Annotated in this window: 14 protein-coding genes and 1 tRNA gene; 5 read left to right on the top strand and 10 right to left on the bottom strand. The window is 63.7% G+C overall.

The features are described from left to right. Positions 1-11: 11 nt before the first annotated feature. The 8 genes from ychF to BXA07_RS02535 all read right to left on the bottom strand — a co-directional run bounded on the left by ychF (position 12) and on the right by BXA07_RS02535 (position 7,408). Positions 12-1,103, bottom strand: coding sequence for a redox-regulated ATPase YchF (ychF, locus tag BXA07_RS02570; protein ID WP_076565271.1), 1,092 nt, complete (start codon positions 1,101-1,103; stop codon positions 12-14). Positions 1,104-1,305: 202 nt separating this feature from the next. After that, positions 1,306-1,890: an aminoacyl-tRNA hydrolase gene (gene pth / locus BXA07_RS02565; protein WP_076565268.1), complete on the bottom strand. Its 585-nt coding sequence runs from the start codon at positions 1,888-1,890 to the stop codon at positions 1,306-1,308. A 115-nt stretch (positions 1,891-2,005) separates the two neighbouring features. Continuing rightward, positions 2,006-2,614, bottom strand: coding sequence for a 50S ribosomal protein L25/general stress protein Ctc (locus BXA07_RS02560; RefSeq protein WP_076565265.1), 609 nt, complete (start codon positions 2,612-2,614; stop codon positions 2,006-2,008). 167 nt (positions 2,615-2,781) lie between these two features. After that, positions 2,782-3,732, bottom strand: coding sequence for a ribose-phosphate pyrophosphokinase (locus BXA07_RS02555; RefSeq protein WP_034753270.1), 951 nt, complete (start codon positions 3,730-3,732; stop codon positions 2,782-2,784). Positions 3,733-3,881: 149 nt separating this feature from the next. Continuing rightward, positions 3,882-3,958 (bottom strand) — tRNA-Gln (locus tag BXA07_RS02550). Positions 3,959-4,036: 78 nt separating this feature from the next. Next, positions 4,037-4,921: a 4-(cytidine 5'-diphospho)-2-C-methyl-D-erythritol kinase gene (gene ispE / locus BXA07_RS02545; RefSeq protein WP_076565262.1), complete on the bottom strand. Its 885-nt coding sequence runs from the start codon at positions 4,919-4,921 to the stop codon at positions 4,037-4,039. Continuing rightward, entirely contained in the window at positions 4,918-5,556 is a 639-nt protein-coding gene (locus BXA07_RS02540) for an outer membrane lipoprotein LolB (RefSeq protein WP_076565678.1), read from the bottom strand. Before BXA07_RS02540 ends, ispE begins: the two co-directional genes overlap by 4 nt. Positions 5,557-5,617: 61 nt before the next feature. Further along, complete coding sequence (locus tag BXA07_RS02535) at positions 5,618-7,408, bottom strand: tetratricopeptide repeat protein (RefSeq protein ID WP_076565259.1); 1,791 nt, start codon at positions 7,406-7,408, stop codon at positions 5,618-5,620. 167 nt (positions 7,409-7,575) lie between these two features. Between BXA07_RS02535 and mutM the strand changes: the two genes are divergently transcribed. Genes mutM through BXA07_RS02510 form a run of 5 tightly spaced genes read left to right on the top strand, consistent with a single transcriptional unit; the run spans position 7,576 to position 13,946 of the window. Continuing rightward, positions 7,576-8,412, top strand: coding sequence for a bifunctional DNA-formamidopyrimidine glycosylase/DNA-(apurinic or apyrimidinic site) lyase (gene mutM / locus BXA07_RS02530; protein ID WP_076565256.1), 837 nt, complete (start codon positions 7,576-7,578; stop codon positions 8,410-8,412). A 22-nt stretch (positions 8,413-8,434) separates the two neighbouring features. Next, the gene (locus BXA07_RS02525; protein WP_076565254.1) at positions 8,435-10,336 is read left to right on the top strand and encodes a dynamin family protein; all 1,902 of its coding nucleotides are present in this window, start codon (positions 8,435-8,437) and stop codon (positions 10,334-10,336) included. Between the two features lie 33 nt (positions 10,337-10,369). After that, positions 10,370-11,533 carry an A/G-specific adenine glycosylase gene (gene mutY, locus BXA07_RS02520; RefSeq protein WP_076565251.1) on the top strand — a complete coding sequence of 388 codons (1,164 nt, stop codon included), beginning with the start codon at positions 10,370-10,372 and terminating at the stop codon, positions 11,531-11,533. Beyond that, a complete protein-coding gene (locus BXA07_RS02515; RefSeq protein WP_083708000.1) occupies positions 11,533-13,335 on the top strand; it encodes a sensor histidine kinase in 1,803 nt (600 codons plus the stop codon). The genes mutY and BXA07_RS02515 overlap by 1 nt, the downstream gene beginning before the upstream one ends. Beyond that, positions 13,332-13,946, top strand: coding sequence for a response regulator transcription factor (locus tag BXA07_RS02510; protein WP_076565249.1), 615 nt, complete (start codon positions 13,332-13,334; stop codon positions 13,944-13,946). The genes BXA07_RS02515 and BXA07_RS02510 overlap by 4 nt, the downstream gene beginning before the upstream one ends. Here the strand turns inward: BXA07_RS02510 and BXA07_RS02505 are convergent. Together BXA07_RS02505 and nrfD are read right to left on the bottom strand one after the other, a co-directional pair. Next, the gene (locus BXA07_RS02505; RefSeq protein WP_076565247.1) at positions 13,943-17,164 is read right to left on the bottom strand and encodes a molybdopterin dinucleotide binding domain-containing protein; all 3,222 of its coding nucleotides are present in this window, start codon (positions 17,162-17,164) and stop codon (positions 13,943-13,945) included. The two genes, BXA07_RS02510 and BXA07_RS02505, sit on opposite strands and share 4 nt — an antisense overlap. 10 nt (positions 17,165-17,174) lie before the next feature. Beyond that, on the bottom strand, positions 17,175-18,287 hold the full coding sequence (gene nrfD, locus BXA07_RS02500; RefSeq protein ID WP_076565244.1) for an NrfD/PsrC family molybdoenzyme membrane anchor subunit: 1,113 nt from the start codon (positions 18,285-18,287) through the stop codon (positions 17,175-17,177). Position 18,288 lies beyond the last annotated feature (1 nt).

The following is an 18,288-nucleotide window of genomic DNA, read 5'->3' as shown; positions in this document are numbered from 1 at the left end:
ATGCTTCGCGCTTAGACGTTGAACAGGAAGTTCAGCACGTCGCCATCCTTGACCACGTATTCCTTGCCTTCGGCGCGCATCTTGCCCGCTTCCTTGGCGCCCGCCTCGCCCTTGTAGGCGATGAAGTCGTCATAGGCGATGGTTTGCGCGCGGATGAAGCCGCGTTCGAAGTCGGTGTGGATCACGCCGGCCGCCTGTGGCGCCGTGTCGCCCACATGGATGGTCCAGGCGCGCACTTCCTTCACGCCAGCCGTGAAGTAGGTTTGCAGACCCAGCAGCTTGTAGGCACCGCGGATCAGACGGTCCAGGCCAGGCTCTTCCATGCCCATGTCGGCCAGGAAAGCGCCCTTGTCGGCGTCGTCCAGGTCGGCGATTTCCGCTTCCAGCGCGGCGCAGATGGCGACGATGGGGGCGTTTTGCGATTGCGCATACGCCGTCAGCTGGTCCAGCAGCGGGTTATTCGTAAAGCCCGAGTCGGAGACGTTGGCCACGAACATGGCCGGCTTGGCCGTGATCAGGCACAAAGGCTTGATCAGTTCCATTTCGTCGGCGTCCAGGCCCATGGCGCGCACGGGTTTGGCGTCGTTCAGGTAAGGCATCATGCGTTCCATGATGGCCAGCAGCTTGGCCGCGTCCTTGTCGCCCGAGCGGGCCTTCTTGTTTTCGCGATGAATCGCTTTTTCCACGGTGCCCATGTCGGCCAGCGCCAGTTCGGTCTGGATGACTTCGATATCGTCGAGCGGGTTGATCTTGCCAGCCACGTGGATGACGTTGTCATCTTCGAAGCAGCGCACGACGTTGACGATGGCGTCCGTTTCGCGGATGTGCGACAGGAACTGGTTGCCCAGGCCCTCGCCCTTCGATGCACCGGCCACCAGGCCGGCGATGTCGACGAATTCCACGATGGCGTTGACCATGCGTTCCGGCTTGACGATCTCGGCCAGCGCGGCCATGCGCGGATCCGGCACTTCGACGACGCCGACGTTCGGCTCGATGGTGCAGAACGGATAGTTTTCAGCCGGGATGCCGGCTTTCGTCAGTGCATTGAACAGGGTGGACTTGCCGACGTTCGGCAAGCCGACGATACCGCATTGGAGACTCATGGAAAACCTTTAATAATCAAAGCACATGGCGCCGTCTATCGGCGTGCTTGCCGTGCTGTTAGGGAAAAACGGGGCAATTGTTCACCATTTTCCGGGGATAGTGCGTGTGCTGCATTTCAAGGGGTCAATTGTACCCCTGACAGGCGCGCTTCAAAAGCCTTTGCTTGCCAAGCAGCGGCAAAGCGTGCGCATCATGCCGCCATCAGGCCGTATGCAGCTTCATCGTCGCCGCCTCGAACTTGCCTTCGACGATCTGCGGCATGACCTGCAGGGATTTTTCTATCGCTTGCTCGATCAGCTCCTGGTCTTCGCGGCGCGGGCGGTGCAGCACGAAGTCGGCCACCTGCTGCTGCAGGCTCAGGGTGCGCGGGTGGCCGATGCCCAGGCGCAAGCGCCAGTAATCCTGCGTGCCCAGCGCGGCCGTGATGTCTTTCAAGCCATTGTGGCCGCCGGCCGAGCCGCCCTTTTTCAGGCGCGCGATGCCGGGCATCAGATCGAGTTCGTCGTGCACGACGAGCACTTCATCGGCAGCAATCTTGAAAAAGCGCGCCAGCGCGCCCACGGACTGGCCCGAGCGGTTCATGAAGGTCAGCGGTTCGAGCAGCCAGACTTCCTTGCCACCGATCGAGGTTTTTGCCAGCATGGCGTTATAGCGCGAATCGCGCTGCAGGCGCGTGCCGGGCAAGCTGTTGGCAAGATTGTCCACCAGCCAGAAGCCGGCATTGTGGCGGGTTTGTTCGTATTCGGGTCCCGGGTTGCCGAGGCCGACGATCAGGCGTATGGGCATGGCTGTGTCTGCAAGGTAAAAGAAAGCATTATCGGTGAAAACAGGCAGAAAAAAACCCGCGCGGCGAACCTGGCGGGTTTTTCCTTGCAACTACCGCATTGCTGCGGCGGCAAAATTACTTCTTGTCGGCTTCAGCAGCAGCAGCTTCGGCTTCAGCAGCAACGTGGCCAGCCGGTACCGAAGCGGTAGCGATGGTCAAGTTGGCGCCGTGGGTGACAGCGGTCACGCCAGCTGGCAGGACCAGGTCGCCTACGTGCAGCGAGTGGCCGACGTCGATGTTCGACAGGTCAACGTTGATGAATTCTGGCAGTTGGCCTGGCAGGCACGAAACTTCGATTTCGTTGGCTACGTGGCTGATGGTCGCGCCGTGCAGTTTGACTGCTGGGGAAACGTCAGCGTTCGTGAAGTGCAGGGCAACTTTCACGTGGATAGCTTGCTTAGCGTCAACGCGTTGGAAGTCAGCGTGCAGAACCAGTTGTTTGTATGCGTGGACTTGGAAGTCGCGCAACAGAACTTGCTGGGAAACGCCGTCGATTTCCAGGTCCAGGATCGACGAGTGGAATACTTCTTTTTTCAACGCGTGGTACAGGGCGTTGTGATCCAGCGAGATCAATACAGGGGCTTCAGCGCCGCCGTAAACGATACCAGGGGTTTGGCCGGAAGTGCGCAGGCGGCGGCTCGCTCCGGAACCTTGCAATTCGCGTTTGAATGCGATAACTTTCATGTGAAACTCCAAGAAGAACAAGGCTTGCACCTTGTGTTATGAGTACTCCCGCGACCAGGAATCCTCGAAAATGGGTAAAAAACACCCCGAAAACTAAAACACTGCGGCGCAACAGGCAAAAAGCCGGTCGCGCCGCAGGCATTACGTCTGTTGCTGCTCTTGCCGAATTAATCGATGAACAGCGAGATGACGGAGTCACCCTTGATGATGCGCTTGAACGTCTCGGCCAGCAGCGGCGCGCACGTCAATTGACGGATCTTGCCGCAGGCCAGGGCCGCTTCGGACAGGGGAATCGTATCGGTCACGACCAGCTCATCGAGTGGCGAAGCCGAAATACGGTCGATCGCCGGGCCGGACAGCACCGCGTGCGTGCAATACGCCACGACTTTTTTCGCGCCGCGCTCTTTCAGCACTTCGGCTGCCTTGGTCAGGGTGCCTGCCGTATCGACCATGTCATCCATGATCACGCAGTTGCGGCCTTCGACTTCACCGATGATGTTCATCACTTCGGACACGTTCGCTTTGGGACGACGCTTGTCGATGATGGCCAGGTCGCAGCCCAGGCGTTTTGCCAGGGCGCGCGCACGTACCACACCGCCGACGTCCGGCGACACGACCAGCAGATCCTGGTAGTTTTTCTTTTGCAGGTCACCCAGCAAAATTGGCGAAGCGTAGATATTGTCGACTGGGATATCGAAGAAACCTTGAATCTGGTCAGCGTGCAAGTCCATGATCAGGACGCGCTCGACACCGGCTTCTTCCAGCATGTTCGCCACCACCTTGGCCGAAATCGCCACACGCGCGGAGCGTGGACGACGGTCTTGGCGGGCGTAGCCGAAGTAGGGAATCGCTGCAGTGATGCGGCCAGCGGAAGCACGTTTCAAGGCATCAACCATCAGCATGATTTCCATCAAGCTGTCATTGGTTGGAGCACAGGTGGATTGCAAAACAAAAACATCCTTGCCGCGCACGTTTTCGTTAATCTCGACCATTACTTCGCCGTCGGAGAATTTCGAAACGTTTGCTTTACCGAGAGGGATGCCGAGGTTTTTTGCGACCCCCTCTGCCAACGCTGGATTCGCGTTGCCGGTAAAAACCATCAGGTTTTCGTAAGCCATGGGAGTCCCAAGAGGTGATATAGTAGTCTTGAAAGCACTAACCGGGCATAAGCCCGGTCAGTCACTGTTTAGAATATGCCGCGTGGCGACATATCTGCTTTTTCCCGCACTGGACGCCAACTTCGCATCGACAGACTACGGTGAAATGGTGGCAGGGGAAGAAGGATTCGAACCTTCGCATGCTGGAATCAAAATCCAGTGCCTTAACCAGCTTGGCGATTCCCCTACGTTACTGACTGCTTGCCGTCATGTTGGCCAGTATTATACCGACTTTTTGACGCTAAGCAAAATCTTTTTTTGCTCTCTACAACATGGTGAGCATCGGATGGCGATTCAGCGCTTTTGCCTTCCAGGCGATCCAGACTGGTGGCACATTGCTGAGCACCTTATCCGCTTCTTCCTGACTGCCAAGCGCACAAAATACACAAGCACCGGAACCAGTCATCCTGGCCTCACCGTAAGCACTCAGCCATTCTACCGCATCTGCTACCGGCTTGAAAAGGCTGGATGCCACTTGCTGTAAATCATTTTTACCAAACCCGCCCGCACTGCTTCTTTCTGCGAGGTGCCTGGAAAAGTCCGCTATTGTGACGGGTTCGGTATTTCTCGTCAAGCCTTCCGCGCAAAAAATTGCAGCGGTGGGCACTTGCACGCCCGGCTCGATCACCACATACCAGCATTCCGGCGTGGCGACGGGCTGCAAGGCCTCGCCCACGCCTTCGGCAAAGGCATTTTCACCAAAGATGAAAAACGGGATATCGGCGCCCAGCGGCAGACCCAGCGCCATCAATTCCTCGCGCGTCAAGCCGGCCTGCCACAGGCGGTTCAGCGCCATCAGGGCCGTGGCCGCATCGGACGAGCCGCCACCGAGACCGCCTCCCATGGGCAGCACCTTGTCGATGGCGATATCGACGCCGCGCGGCAAGGCGCCCGTGCGGCGCAGTACTTCCGCCTGCAGCAATTTGGCGGCGCGGATGATCAGGTCCTGTTCTTGCGGCACGCCGGCCAGCTCCGTCACGCGGACAATCGCCGTGTCATCGCGCAACGCGAAATGCAAGGTGTCGCCATGGTCGAGCAACTGGAACACCGTCTGCAGCAGATGATAGCCATCGGCGCGGCGGCCGTTGACGTGCAAAAAGAGGTTCAGCTTGGCCGGTGCGGGGCAGTTATTCAGGATCGTCAATGTCATGGTGCAGGTGCGGATGGGGCGGGATCGAGCACGATGCGCAGCGAGACGGCATCGGCCTGCGCGCTGGCATTGCGTTCGGCATCGATACGCCGCGGTTGGGGCAAGGCGCCCGGGGTAGTCTCGGACGCATCTTGCCACGACACATAGCGCAAGCGCCAGCCGTCTTTGGTCGTCACGCTGTCGTTGGCCGGCGAAGCGACGAAGCGCTTGCCATCGGCGCCCACGGCGTAGCCCTGCAGCCAGTCGCGCAAGCCCGACACGGGCAAGGACCAGCCCAGCAGCTGCGCGCTCAGGGTATCGACGTCGGGCGCGCTGCGCGGCGCCTTGCCGCTCTGTGTCAGCACGGCCTCGCGCGGCGTGACGGCGATCGTCGCCAGGGTGCTGCCGACGGGCGTATACAGGGTCACGTCCGTGCGCTGCGCCGTCTGCTGCCAGTTGAAATTGACGGTGGCCGATTCAGGCTTGTCATCCTTCTGGTAGACGACGTTCAGGCGGCCCGTCAGCTCGACCTGTTCGCGGTAGGGCGCGACGGCGTTAGCGGATGGCGCGGCGCCGGACGAGAATGGGGAAGTCAGGGTCGAACAGGCCGAGAGGGCCAGGCAGACGAGAGTCAGGGGAAGGAGTTTTTTTGACATGGGCACAAGGAAAAACCAGCGCCATGGCGCTGGTTTTTTATAGTTGAGTTAATCGATTCAATCACAAACTGACATTCAGACGCGCCAGCGTGCTTTTCAGCGCCTCGTTTTTCGGGTCCTTGCCTTGCGCCTCGCGCCACAGTTTTTGCGCTGCGGCCTTGTCGCCCTTCTGCCACAGCACTTCGCCCAGGTGGACGGCGATTTCCGGGTCGCTGCGCACGGCATAGGCGCGGCGCAGCGCGTCTTCCGCTGCGGCCAGGTTGCCCATGCGGAACTGCACCCAGCCCATGCTGTCCATGATGAAGGGGTCGCCGGGCGCCATCTGCAAGGCTTTTTCGATCAAGGCATGGGCTTCCTGCAAGCGAATGCCGCGTTCGGCCAGCGAGTAGCCCAGGGCGTTATATGCATGCTGGTTGTCGGGCGCCAGCGCCATCACGCGGCGCAGGCTGGCCTCCATCAAATCGAGTTTATCGAGGCGTTCGGCCAGCAAGGCGTAGTCGTACAGCAGTTCCGGATTGTCAGGGAAACGCAGCAGCGCGTTTTCCAGCACCGTGTAGGCGCTTTGCACGTAGCCGGCGTCACGCAGGAATTGCGCGTCGACCAGCAGCACCTGCGCCTTGTTGGCCGGATCGTCCGTGTCGATTTCCGTCAGGGCCTTGCGCGCCGCATCGAGATCACCGCCACGGGCGATCAACTGCGCGCGGCGCAGGCGGGCATCGAAATAACCGCTTGATTCACGGTTGTCGATCTTGTCCAGCCAGGCGATGGCGCCGGCCGTGTCGCCACGCGTTTCGGCGATCTGCGACAAGATCATCAGGGCCTTGAACGGGTCGCGCGCGTCACCGGGCGATTTTTCCAGCACGGCCAGGAAACGCTTGAAATACTGTTCGGCGCCCTTGGTGTCTTCCAGCTGCAGCGCCACGATGCCGAGCGCATACAGGGCGCCCACGTTATCGGGCGCGCTTTTCAGCAGCAGCAGGAACTGGTCGCGCGCCGCTTCCAGCTGCTTCTGTTCGACCAGCAGGCGCGCATACGCGCCCCGCACTTCGACGGCGTCCGGATTCTTCTGCAGGAAGGCGGCCAGCACCTTGCCTGCCGCTTCGGGCTCGCCCGTCACCTGCGCCAGGGTCAGCGCGGCCAGTTCGGAATTGGGCTTGATGGCCAGCGCCTTGTTCGCTTCGCCGATGGCGCGGTCACGCTCGCCGATCGACAGGGCGCCCTGCGCCAGCACCAGGTGCGCCTCGAACATGTCCAGGTAAGGCTGTACCAGACGCGTGAGCATCGAATAGGCATACAGCTTGTCGTTCGCCCGCGACAGGATCTGCTGCATCTGGAACAGGGCCACGCCGCGCGCGCCTGCGGGCGCATTGGCCAGGCGTTCGGCAAAAATCGGCTCTGCTTCCTCGATCTTGTCCGTCAGGACGACGAAACCGAGGAAGAACTGCGTCGCCTCGTCGGAGGCGGGCGCCAGCTCGCGCCACAGGCGGATGGCCGCCAGCGCCTCGCCGCCCTGCTTGGCGGCCAGCGCCATTTCGGAGGCGCGGCGCGCCAGGCGCGGATCGCGCGTCTGCTGCGCCGCCACCATCATGGTCACGTACGGCCCCTGCCACTGGCCGCTCTTGAATTCCATTTCAGCCTTCGTCAGCTTGTACAGCAGGTCGCTGCTCAATTCGACCTTGGGCAGACCGTCGTCCTTGGCGTCCGCCTGCGCGTCGGCATCCGACGCCTGCGGCGCGGCGGGCGCGGACGCAGAGGGGCTGGCTGCGGCATCGGCAGGGGCGGCAGGCGTCTGCGCCATGGCATGCGTGGCCATCAGGGCGGACAAGGTTACAATGGCGAAAGCGTTTTTCAAAGGCTGATCCTGGCTAAACGGCAAAGTTTGATTCTACGCCCAACGCGGCTATCGCGTACTTCACGTATGTAACGAAATATATACGTCGTGGCGGGGTGGCTTGCCAGAGCCAGCCATCGGCCGGCAAGCCGCCTGTTTTTTACCCGGTTTTCAACCATTCGAGCCCTATGCCAGAATTGCCAGAAGTCGAAGTCACACGGCGCGGTGTCGCGCCCCACCTCGAAGGACGCGCCGTGCGCTCCGTCGTGCTGCGCCGCGACGGCCTGCGCTGGCCCTTCCCCCCCGCCCTGGGCGAACAATTGTCGGGGCAAACCATCGGCCTGACGGGGCGGCGCGGCAAATACCTGCTGATTCACTTCCGCCACGGCACCCTGATCATCCACCTGGGCATGTCCGGCCATTTGCGCGTGCTGCCGACGGAAACGGAGGCGCAAAAGCACGACCATTTTGACCTCGTCGTGGAAGACGCGGACGGCAGCAGCCAGGTGCTGCGCATGACGGACCCGCGCCGCTTCGGGGCCGTGTTGTGGCACGACGATGCCGACGGCCCGCTGGACGGCCACGCGCTGCTGCGCGGCCTGGGCACGGAGCCGCTCGAAGGCGGCTTCACGGGCCAACTGCTGTTCGAGAAAACGCGCAACAAGGGCACCAACATCAAGCAGGTGCTGATGGCGGGCGACATCGTCGTCGGCGTGGGCAATATCTATTGCTCCGAAAGCTTGTTCCGCGCGGGGATCAACCCCAAGACGCCGGCCCGGCGCATCGGCCTGGCCCGCTACGAGAAACTGGCGCAGGCGATCCGCGACGTGCTGGCCGAAGCCATCGTGCAAGGCGGCAGCACCCTGCGCGACTTCATCGGCGTAAACGGCCAGTCCGGCTACTTCCAGCAGACGTATTTCACGTACAACCGCGCGGGCAAGCCCTGCCGCGTCTGCGGCGCGCCGATCCGGCAAATCGTGCAGGGACAGCGTTCCACGTTCTATTGTGTGAATTGTCAAAAGTAAGCACACTCACAGAGGGAACCAGATGGTCAGAGACCTGGAACAATACAGCGCATGGCGGCAGGACGTGCAAGCCGCCTTGCAGGCATACCGGCAAGCCGCAAGCGCGGCGGGCCTGGTCGACGGCGCCTCCGCGCTGCGCCTGGCGCGCTGTGGCTCCCGCCTGCTCGATGACCGTTTATCCGTCGCCTTCGTGGCGGAATTCTCGCGCGGCAAATCCGAGCTGATCAACGCCATCTTCTTTGCCGGCTATGGCCAGCGCATCCTGCCCTCGGGCGCGGGCCGTACCACCATGTGCCCCACCGAGCTGCTGTACGACGCGGCCTGGCCGCCTTCGATCCGCCTGCTGCCCATCGAGACGCGCGCGCAGAACCTGTCGACGAGCGACTACCGCGAGCTGCCTGCCGCCTGGACCGTTCTGCCCCTGAATATCGAGGCGGGCGGCGACATGCAGGAAGCCATCCGCCAGGTCAGCCTGACGAAGAAAGTCAGCGCGGAAGAAGCGGCGCGCTACGGCCTGTACGACGCCGGCGACGCGGACGCTCCCGCCATGCTCGACGAGGACGGGCAGGTGGAAATTTCCATGTGGCGCCACGCCATCATCAACTTCCCCCATCCTCTGCTGAAACAGGGCCTGGTCATCCTCGACACGCCGGGCCTGAACGCCATCGGCACGGAGCCGGAACTGACCCTGAACCTGATCCCGAACGCGCATGCGGTCCTGTTCATCCTGGCGGCCGACACGGGCGTCACGCGCAGCGACATCGAGGTCTGGCGCAACCATATCGGCGCCGGTGCGGGACGCCTGGTGGTGCTCAACAAGATCGACAGCATGTGGGATGAATTGCGCGGCGACGCCGAGGTGGCGCAGGCGATCGAACGCCAGCAGGCCAGCGTGGCGCACCTCCTGGCGCTGGACGCGGGCCAGGTGTTCCCCGTCTCGGCGCAAAAGGCCCTGGTGGGCAAGATCAACCACGATGCGGCGCTGCTGGAAAAAAGCCGCCTGCAGGCGCTGGAGACGGCCCTGTTCGACGAGCTGATCCCCGCGCGCAAGGACATCATCCGGCGCCAGCTGGCGTTCGACCTGGACGCCATCGAAGCGGCGCAACAGGTGCAGGCGGCGGCACGCGCGCGCGGCATCGCCGAGCAGCTGCACGAACTGCACAGCCTGCGGGGCAAGAACCAGAGCGTGATCGCGCACATGATGCGGCGCGTCGATATCGAGAAGAAGGAATTCGACAGCAGCCTGTTCAAGCTGCAGGCCACGCGCGCCGTGTTTACCCGCCTGTCGACGGAACTGTACACAAGCCTGGGCATGGACATCGTGCGCGACGATATCGACAACGTGCGCGCCGCCATGCAGCGCAGCCGCTTTTTCACGGGTCTGCGCGAAGCCGTGCGCCAGTATTTCGAGCGCATCGGCCAGAACCTCGACCGTTCGGAAGGCAAGACGGCCGAGATCACCGAGATGATGAATGTGATGTACCGCAAATTCGCCTCCGAACATGGCCTGGCGCTGGCCTTGCCGATGCCGTTTTCGCTGGCCCGCTACCGCCAGGAGATCGCCGACATCGAGGCCGTCTACCACAAGCAGTTCGGCACGGCGACCCTGCTCACCACCAGCCGGGTCGTGCTGATGGAAAAATTCTTCGACACCATCGCCTCGCGCGTGCGCCGCAGTTTCACCAACGCCAACGACGATGCCAGCGCCTGGCTGAAAGTCATCATGGCGCCGCTCGAAGCGCAGATCGTCGAATACAAGGAACAGCTGAAACTGCGCTTTGCGTCGATCCAGCGCATCCACGACGCCACGGGCAGCCTGGAACAGAAAATCGCCGGCTTCGAAGCAAGCCTGGCGGCGCTCGAACGCGACAAGGCGCAGCTGGCGCACTTGCTGGCCGCCTTGCGCGCCGCCAGTGCAAGCTGAGCCACATCAAACAACAGAACACTGGAACCCTGCATGAAACGTCTGCTGCATCCGCTCTCGCCCGCCACGGGCGCGGCACCTTTGGAACATTACGTCGACCCGACTTTTTCCGCCACCGTCATCGCCTGGCAAAAGCAGCATGGCCGCCATGCGCTGCCCTGGCAAAACACGCGCGACGCCTACCTGATCTGGCTGTCCGAAATCATGCTGCAGCAAACGCAGGTCACCGCCGTACTCGCTTACTACGCGCGCTTCCTCGAACGCTTCCCCACCCTGCGGGATCTCGCTAACGCGCCCGTCGAAGACGTGATGGCGCAGTGGAGCGGCCTCGGTTACTACACGCGGGCACGCAACCTGCACAAGTGCGCGCAGCGCGTGGTAGCCGAATATGACGGCGTCTTCCCCAGCGACCCGCTGCTACTGGCCGACCTGCCCGGTATCGGCCGTTCGACGGCCGCCGCGATCTCCGCGTTTTCCAGCGGCACGCGCGCGGCCATCATGGATGGCAACGTCAAGCGCGTCTTCGCACGCACCTTCGGCATAGACGCCTATCCCGGCGAAAAAAGGGTCGAGGAAGCCATGTGGCGCCGCGCCGTGGCGCTGCTGCCTGAAACAGGTATCGAAGCCTACACGCAGGGCCTGATGGACTTCGGCGCCACCCTGTGCACGCGCAGCAGCCCCGATTGCGGCCGCTGCCCGCTGCAACCGCGCTGCGTGGCCTACGCCACCGGCCGCACCAAGGATCTGCCGGTGCGCAAGCCGAAGAAAACCAGCCCGGAAAAACACGCCGTCATGCTGGCCATCGTCGACGACGGCCAGGTGCTGCTGGAGCAGCGCCCCGGCTCGGGCATCTGGGGCGGCCTGCTGTCGCTGCCCGAACTCGATGGCCACGTGCTGGCCGATGAGGACACACCGCGAGAAATAGACCAGCAGGCGCTGTCGCGCGCCGTGGCGCCGTTCGGCGAAATCGAGTCCCAGGAACGGCTGCTGCCCATCGTGCACGTGTTTACCCACTACAAGCTGCACATCGTCCCCTGCCGCATCACCCTGGCGCGCCGTTTGGCGTCGGCAGGAGAAGCCACGCACGTCTGGTACGACGGCGCGAAAATCGCCGACGCGCCGCTGCCCGCACCGATCAAGAAACTGCTGCTGGATCTGTTCGGCGATGCGCGTTCGGCGCAGCGCAGCATGTTCTAGTGCGGCGTTTTTTACTGTTCGCGCTGACGGCGCTGTGTCTGCTCGGCGCTCAAGCGGCTGACGAACTGCCGGAAGTACCAGAGGTGAGAATAGGTGTGCTCGCCTACAAGGGCGCCGACGCCGTGCAGCAGGACTGGTCCTACGTGACGCGCCACCTGCAGGCCAGCATCCCCGGCATCCGCTTTATATTGGCCGACTACGACCAGGCGGGCCTGACACGGGCCGTGCAGTCGCAGGCCATCGCCTTTGCCATCACCAGCAGCGGCCATTACGTGGCGCTCGAACACAGCGACGGCGCCAGCCGCATCGCCACGCTGGAGTCGCCTTGGACGGACTCGCCGCGCCAGGCCATCGGCTCGGCCATCGTCGTGCGCAGCGCGTCGCCGCTGCACGACCTGGCCGACCTGGCGGGCAAGAACGTGATGGCGGTGGCGCCCGACGCGTTTGGCGGCTACCAGATCGCCGCGCGCGAACTGCTGGAAGCGGGCATCGACCCCACGCACGATTTTGCCAGCCTGCGCTACAGCGGTTTTCCTTCGCAGCAGATCGTCGAAGCCGTGCGCGCGGGCCGCATGGATGCCGGCATCGTGCGCACCTGTTTGCTGGAACAGATGGTGGCACGCGGCGAAGTACGGGCCGATGAACTGCGCGTGATCACCACGCGTCCGATTCCCGGTTTTCGCTGCGCCAGCTCGTCGCGGCTGTATCCGGACTGGCCCTTCGTGGCCCTGCGCCAGACGCCGCCTGCCCTGGCAAAGAAGGTGGCGCAAGCGCTGCTGGCCATGCCGCGCACCGGCGAAGGGTACAGCTGGACGGTACCCAGCGATTACCAGATCGTCGATGAACTGTTCCGCGAACTGCGCATCGGCCCCTACGCCTATTTGAACAAGCTGACGTTCGAGACGGCCCTGCGCCGCTACTGGGGCTGGATGCTGCTGGTGCTGGCCTTGCTGGTCGCCTGGGCCGTGCATACGGTGCGCGTGGAGTACCTGGTCAGCCGGCGCACGGAGCAATTGCGCGCGGCCCAGCACCAGCAGCGCGCGCTGGAGGAACAGGCGCGCCAGCGCCAGGCCACGCTCGACCACACGGCGCGCCTGGCGATTTTGGGCGAGATGGCCAGCGCCATCGCCCACGAATTGAACCAGCCGCTGGCGGCCATCGGCAATTTCGCGCGCGGCATGGCGCGCCGCATCGCGGCGGGCCGGCTGGACGCGGAGCCGCTGCTCGACGGCGCGCAGGAAATCGCCACGCAAAGCGAGCGCGCGGGCGCCATCATCCGGCACATCCGCGCGATGGCGCAAAAGCGTCCCGCGCACAGCACGGCCTTCGCGCTGGCCGACGCCGCCGAACAAGCGGTATCGCTGTTCCGCGCGGCCCATCCGCAAGCCAATATCAGCTGGCGCCACGAGGCGGTCAGCGCTGCACCGCGCGTGCTGGCCGACCCGCAGCAAGTGCAGCAGGTGCTGCTCAATTTATTGAAAAATGCGCTCGACGCGCAGGTGGAAAACGACCATCCGCAACACCCGATCGGCGTGCTGCTGCACCGGGAGAACGGCGCCTGCACGGTGGCCGTGCGCGACGCCGGTTGCGGCCTCGATGAAGCGCAGATGGCGCGCCTGTTCGAACCCTTCTTTACCACCAAGGCCGAAGGCCTGGGGCTGGGCATGTCGCTCAGCAAAAGCATCATCGAGTCGTTCGGCGGCAGCCTGTCGGCCCATGCCAACGCCGATGCGCCAGGCTTGACGGTCTGGTTCCGCCTGCCCGAAGATACGCATATGGAAGCAGATAAGGAAACACCATGAACGAAAGCGATGCGATCATCTTTGTCGTCGACGACGACGCCGCCATGCGCCGCTCGCTGGCCTATCTGTTCGACTCGGCCGGCTGGCAAGTGGAGACGTTTGAATCGGCGCGCGATTTCCTGCACCGCTATGCAGGCCATACGCCCGGCTGCCTGCTGCTCGACGTGCGCATGCCCCTGATGAGCGGGCTGGAACTGCAACAGGAGCTGTCGCGCCATGCGATCTCCCTGCCCGTGATTTTCCTCAGCGGCCACGGCGACCTGGCCATGGCCGTGCAGACGATGAAGGCAGGCGCCTGCGATTTCCTGGAAAAGCCGTGCAAGGACCAGGTGCTGCTGGACGCCGTCTCGCGTGCCGTGGCCCGCAGCGTGGAAGCAAGCCGCAGCGCCGCCAGCGCGAGTACGGCGCAGGCGGCGCTGGCGGCGCTGACAGCGCGCGAGCGCGAAGTGGCGCTGCTGATGGCCGAAGGCAAAGCCTCGAAAGTCATCGCCCGCGAGCTCGGCATCAGCGACAAGACGGTGCAGGTGCACCGTCATAACACGATGGAAAAACTGGGCCTGCACTCAGCAGCCGAGGTGGCCCGGCTGCTGATGGCCTGCGGAGAGCTTTAAGCCCGCACGATGCGCGCCGGCAGCCCCTGCCGCACCGACGTGCCCGAGACAGGATCGACAAATACGTTCTTGTCGCCGCGGCTCGGGTCCGTCAGCCCCAGGTCGTTCAGGTTGATGCCCGCGCCGATGGCCGGTTCATCGGGCTGGCGCAGCTTGCCGATGCGGTGGGCGCGCGCGCCGTGCTCCTTGTGGCCGAAACCATGTTCGACGGCGATCACGCCCCGTTGCACGCCGTGGCGCAGCATCACCGTGGCCCTGGCCCTGCCGCCCGGCGTCTCCAGATAAATCTGGTCGCCATTTTCCAGCTTCAAGCGCGCCGCATCGTCGGGATGCACGGCGACGGGGTTGTCCGGATGGATGCCGCGCAAGCGCCGCGCACCGATGCTGTACGAGTTCTGCAGCGCCGACTTAAAGCTGATTAACTCGAACGGCCATTCGCTGGCCGGATAGGTTTTGCGCACGGGCGTGCCGTCGGCAAACGCCGCCACCCTCCACGCGGGCGTGCCGGGAAAACGCTTGCCGCTCAGGCTATTCTTGCTCACGCCCAGCCCCTCGTTGTACAGCATCATCGGTTTCAGGTAGCGGTGCGTGGACCAGTCCTGCGGGTACGGCGTCTCGTCGACGGCCGGCGCAGGTGCAGCGGGCGCCTTGGTGTTGGCGGGCGGCGGCAGGCGCAGGCCGAACATCTCGCCATAGCTCTGGTAGCGCCCTCCCCGCGCCAGCATGAAGGCCACCTTGCGCCACTCTTCCGGCTTCAGTGTGCGCTCCAGTTCGGGGCGGATGCGCGCCACGCCGGACAGCACGATGTCGTCGTCGCTCGCCTCCGGCACGGCCGTCTTGCCCTGCCAGGCGATGTTGGCGCCGCCGCGCAGATACCAGTCTTCCGCGCGCTGCAATGGGAAGCGCTGGCCATCCATGTCCTGCAGGGCTTCCGGGCCGAAGCCGGGCAAGGCCATCGTTTTGGCCAGCGCGAGGAAGAACGATTCCATGCAGATGGTCTGGCCGTCCGGCGTCTTTTGCACGCGCGGCTCGACCACGGGCCAGCGCGCCGTGCTCATTTTGACGGGCATGCCGCCCCAGGCGCCGGCCCAGCCCCAGCTTTCATACAGCAAGGTGTCGGGCAGCAGGTAGTCGGCAAACGCCGAACTTTCATTGATGAATGGGTCGATGGCGACGATCAGGGGAATTTTCTTCGGATCGGCCAGCTCCTTGCCGATCTGCGCGCGCAGCCCCGTGATGCCGTACACGGGATTGCAGCTCCACAGGATCAGCGCCTTCAAGGTGTAAGGATAGCCATTCATGGCGCTGGTGAGCCATTCGGTGGCCAGCGCGGGCGCGTTCGGATACCACGGCGCCTTCGCCGGATACGCCTTGCCCGCTTCCTTCTTCAGCTTGAATTCCGAGGTTTTTTCATACGGCACATTGCGCCCGATCGGCATGCCCGTCGCCTTGATCTCGCCGTCGAAACTTTCGAGGTTGTAGCGCGGACCGGGTCCCGCATCCTTGAAGCTGCCGCCGTTGACCAGGGTGCCGCCCTTGCGGTTCAAGTTGCCGATCAGGGTATTGAGCATGACCAGCGCGTACGCGTTGTAAAAGCCGGCGCCCGACATCATGCCGCCATGCGCATTGACGGCGGCGCGCTTGCCATGGCTGGTCAGTTCATGCGCCAGGCCTTCGATAACGTCGCGGGGGATGCCGCAGGCCGCTGAGTACTCATCCATGCTGTGGCGCTGCGCCTCTTCGTTCAGCATCGTCATGGCCGTCTTCAGGTGCAGCGGCGCGCCGGCCACCTCCAGCGGGGCGTCGAAGAACAGGCGCGCCTCGCCCTTGGCTGCATTGTGCGGCACGATGGCTTGCGTGGCCGCGTCGATCACGCAAAATGCGTCGCCATCCTTGTAGCGCTCCTCTTCCGCCAGTTCCACCGCGCCGATGTCCGACGCGCGCAGGTAGCGGCCGTCGCGCGGATGGCCCTTTTCGCTGATGATCAGATGCGTGGCGTTGCACCAGGCGGCCTCGCCCGCCGCTTCCGCCACTTTGAGGTTCGGCTGCACGAGGAAATTGCGGTCATAGCGTTCGTGCTCGATGATCCAGCGGATCATGGCCATGGCCAGCGCGCCATCCGTGCCCGGCTTGATCGGTACCCAGCGGCTGCGGTCGCCCGCTGCCAGGCTGTCCGCATTCGTCAGCACGGGATCGACGACGACGTAGCTGAATGCGCGCTTGCCCGAGCGCGCCTTCGCGATCAGCGTGCCCTGCCGCTTGAACGGGTTGCCCGCATTGCCCGGCGCCGTGCCGACGAAAATGCAAAATTCCGTGTTTTCCAGGTCCACTTTCGCATGCGGCATTTTCTTCATGTCGCCGAACATGGCGCCCGAGCCGCTGCGGTAGGCGCCGCCGCAATACGAGCCGTGATTGACCAGGTTCAAACTGCCGTACGACTGCTTGAAAAAGCGCGTGCCGAACGCCAGGCGGCCATCGTCGGTGCTGCACATCAGGCCCACCTGATTGACTTGCGGGCCCAGCTCCGGCTGCGCCGGGTCGATCGGTTTCTCCAGCTCGCGCAAGGCGCGCAAGCCCTGCACGTGGCCCTCGCCAAACAGGTCGCCGCCTTCCGTCACTTCCTTCACCAATTGGTCGAAGGCGATCGGCTCCCACTGGCCGCCGCCGCGCGGTCCCACGCGCTTCATGGGCGCCAGCACGCGGAAAGGCGACTCCATCTGTTCCAGCACGCCGTTGCCGCGGCCACAAGCGGTGGAACGGCCCTTCAAGCCCTTTTCCTGGAAGCGCGACAGCGATACAAAACTGTCGCGTATCGGGGTCTGGTAGGGCAGCGCCGGGTCGGCCGACATGGGGCTGTACGGATTGCCCGCCACGCGCAATACCTTGCCGCTTTTTTTATCCAGGCGCACGCGCACGCCGCAAAACGTGGTGCAGCCCATGCACATGGTGTAGCTGACCTGCTGGTCCGGATTGACCGTCAGCTTGCCGGTAGCCGTGTCGACGGAAAACTCGGGCGCCAGCGAATTGCCGTGCAAGCGCTGTACGGGTTTGTCCTTGCCCAGCGCGTGGTCAACCATGCGGCCGGCCGTGGTGGAAAAGCTGGCGGCAAAGGCGGCCAGCCCGCCGCCGATGGCGCCGTAGCGCAGCAGCTTGCGGCGCTTTTCGTTTTCATCGTCAGGGACGTCGTTGTGTGCGTTGTCGTGTATTTGATCGTTCATTGTTGACTCCTCAGTGCGTGGCCATGGCGGGACGGCTGCGTGCAGCGACGACGCGTCCGGCCCATGGCAAAAATTCCAGCATCAGCAACAGCAGCGCGATCCACAGGCCGGCCGTGCCGATAATCCCCATCAAGCCGTCGTTCCCCATCGGCAGGTGGTAGTCGTACAGTCCCGCGCCCGTCTTCGGGATGTTCTGGCCGCCGATGAAGATCGTCCAGCGCATCATCCAGGCGCTGTGCAGCGCGATCAGGCCATTGGCCAGGCCACTCGTGGCCGGGCGCGAGATGGCCAGGGCCATCGGCACGATGGACGACAGCACCGCCCACACTGCCGTGAACTGCCATTGCGGCATGCCGGCCACCTGGGTAAAGGCCATGCTGTGGCTGGCGCTCACGCCCGAAAGGCTGACGAACAGCCAGCCGCCTCCCAGGGCCAGCACCAGCGCCAGCGACAGGGCCAGCGCGCGGTTCAAGGACACTTCCAGCGCCTGGTCGCGGCCCGGCAGGAAGCGGTTGAACAGCAGCGCCAGGCCCACCGCCCCGACAAAGGCCGTGGCGGCAAACTGCGCCGGCAGGAAGGGCGTGAACCACAGGGGACGCGCGCGCACCACCATCACTTCCATGCCCGTGTACAGGCCAACGACAAAGGCGGCGAGCAGGGTGAAGGCGGCGGCGGTGACGATGGCCTTGCGCGATGCGGCGCCGCCACGTCCCAGCAGGCGGTAGGCAAAGGCCAGGCGGTCCTGGCCCTGTCCCCGCGCGGCGAAGTCCACGCGCAGCGCCAGCCACGCGTACAGCACCAGACAGCCCAGATACAGGGGAATGAAAAACGAGCCCCACGACATCCACGACTGCGGCTGGAAATAAAGATAGAAGTGATAGAAACGGCCCGGCCCGTGCAAGTCGGCCAGCAGCGCCACGGGCGCCGTCATGCCGCAGACGAGGGACGCCAGCAGTGCGATGCGCCCCAGGCGCTCATACGCCTTGCGGCCGAAGACGAAGTACGGCAAGGTCAGCATGAAGCTGCCGTAACTGAGGCCGATGAGGAAAAAATACTGCACCGCCCACGGCAGCCATGCCGCTTCGCGCGTGACGTTGACAATTTCGGTGATGTGGCTGTCCATG

The organism is Janthinobacterium sp. TND4EL3 (assembly GCF_900156175.1).
In the GTDB taxonomy this organism is placed as follows: domain Bacteria; phylum Pseudomonadota; class Gammaproteobacteria; order Burkholderiales; family Burkholderiaceae_D; genus Janthinobacterium.
This window is presented reverse-complemented; position numbering and strand designations above follow the sequence as displayed.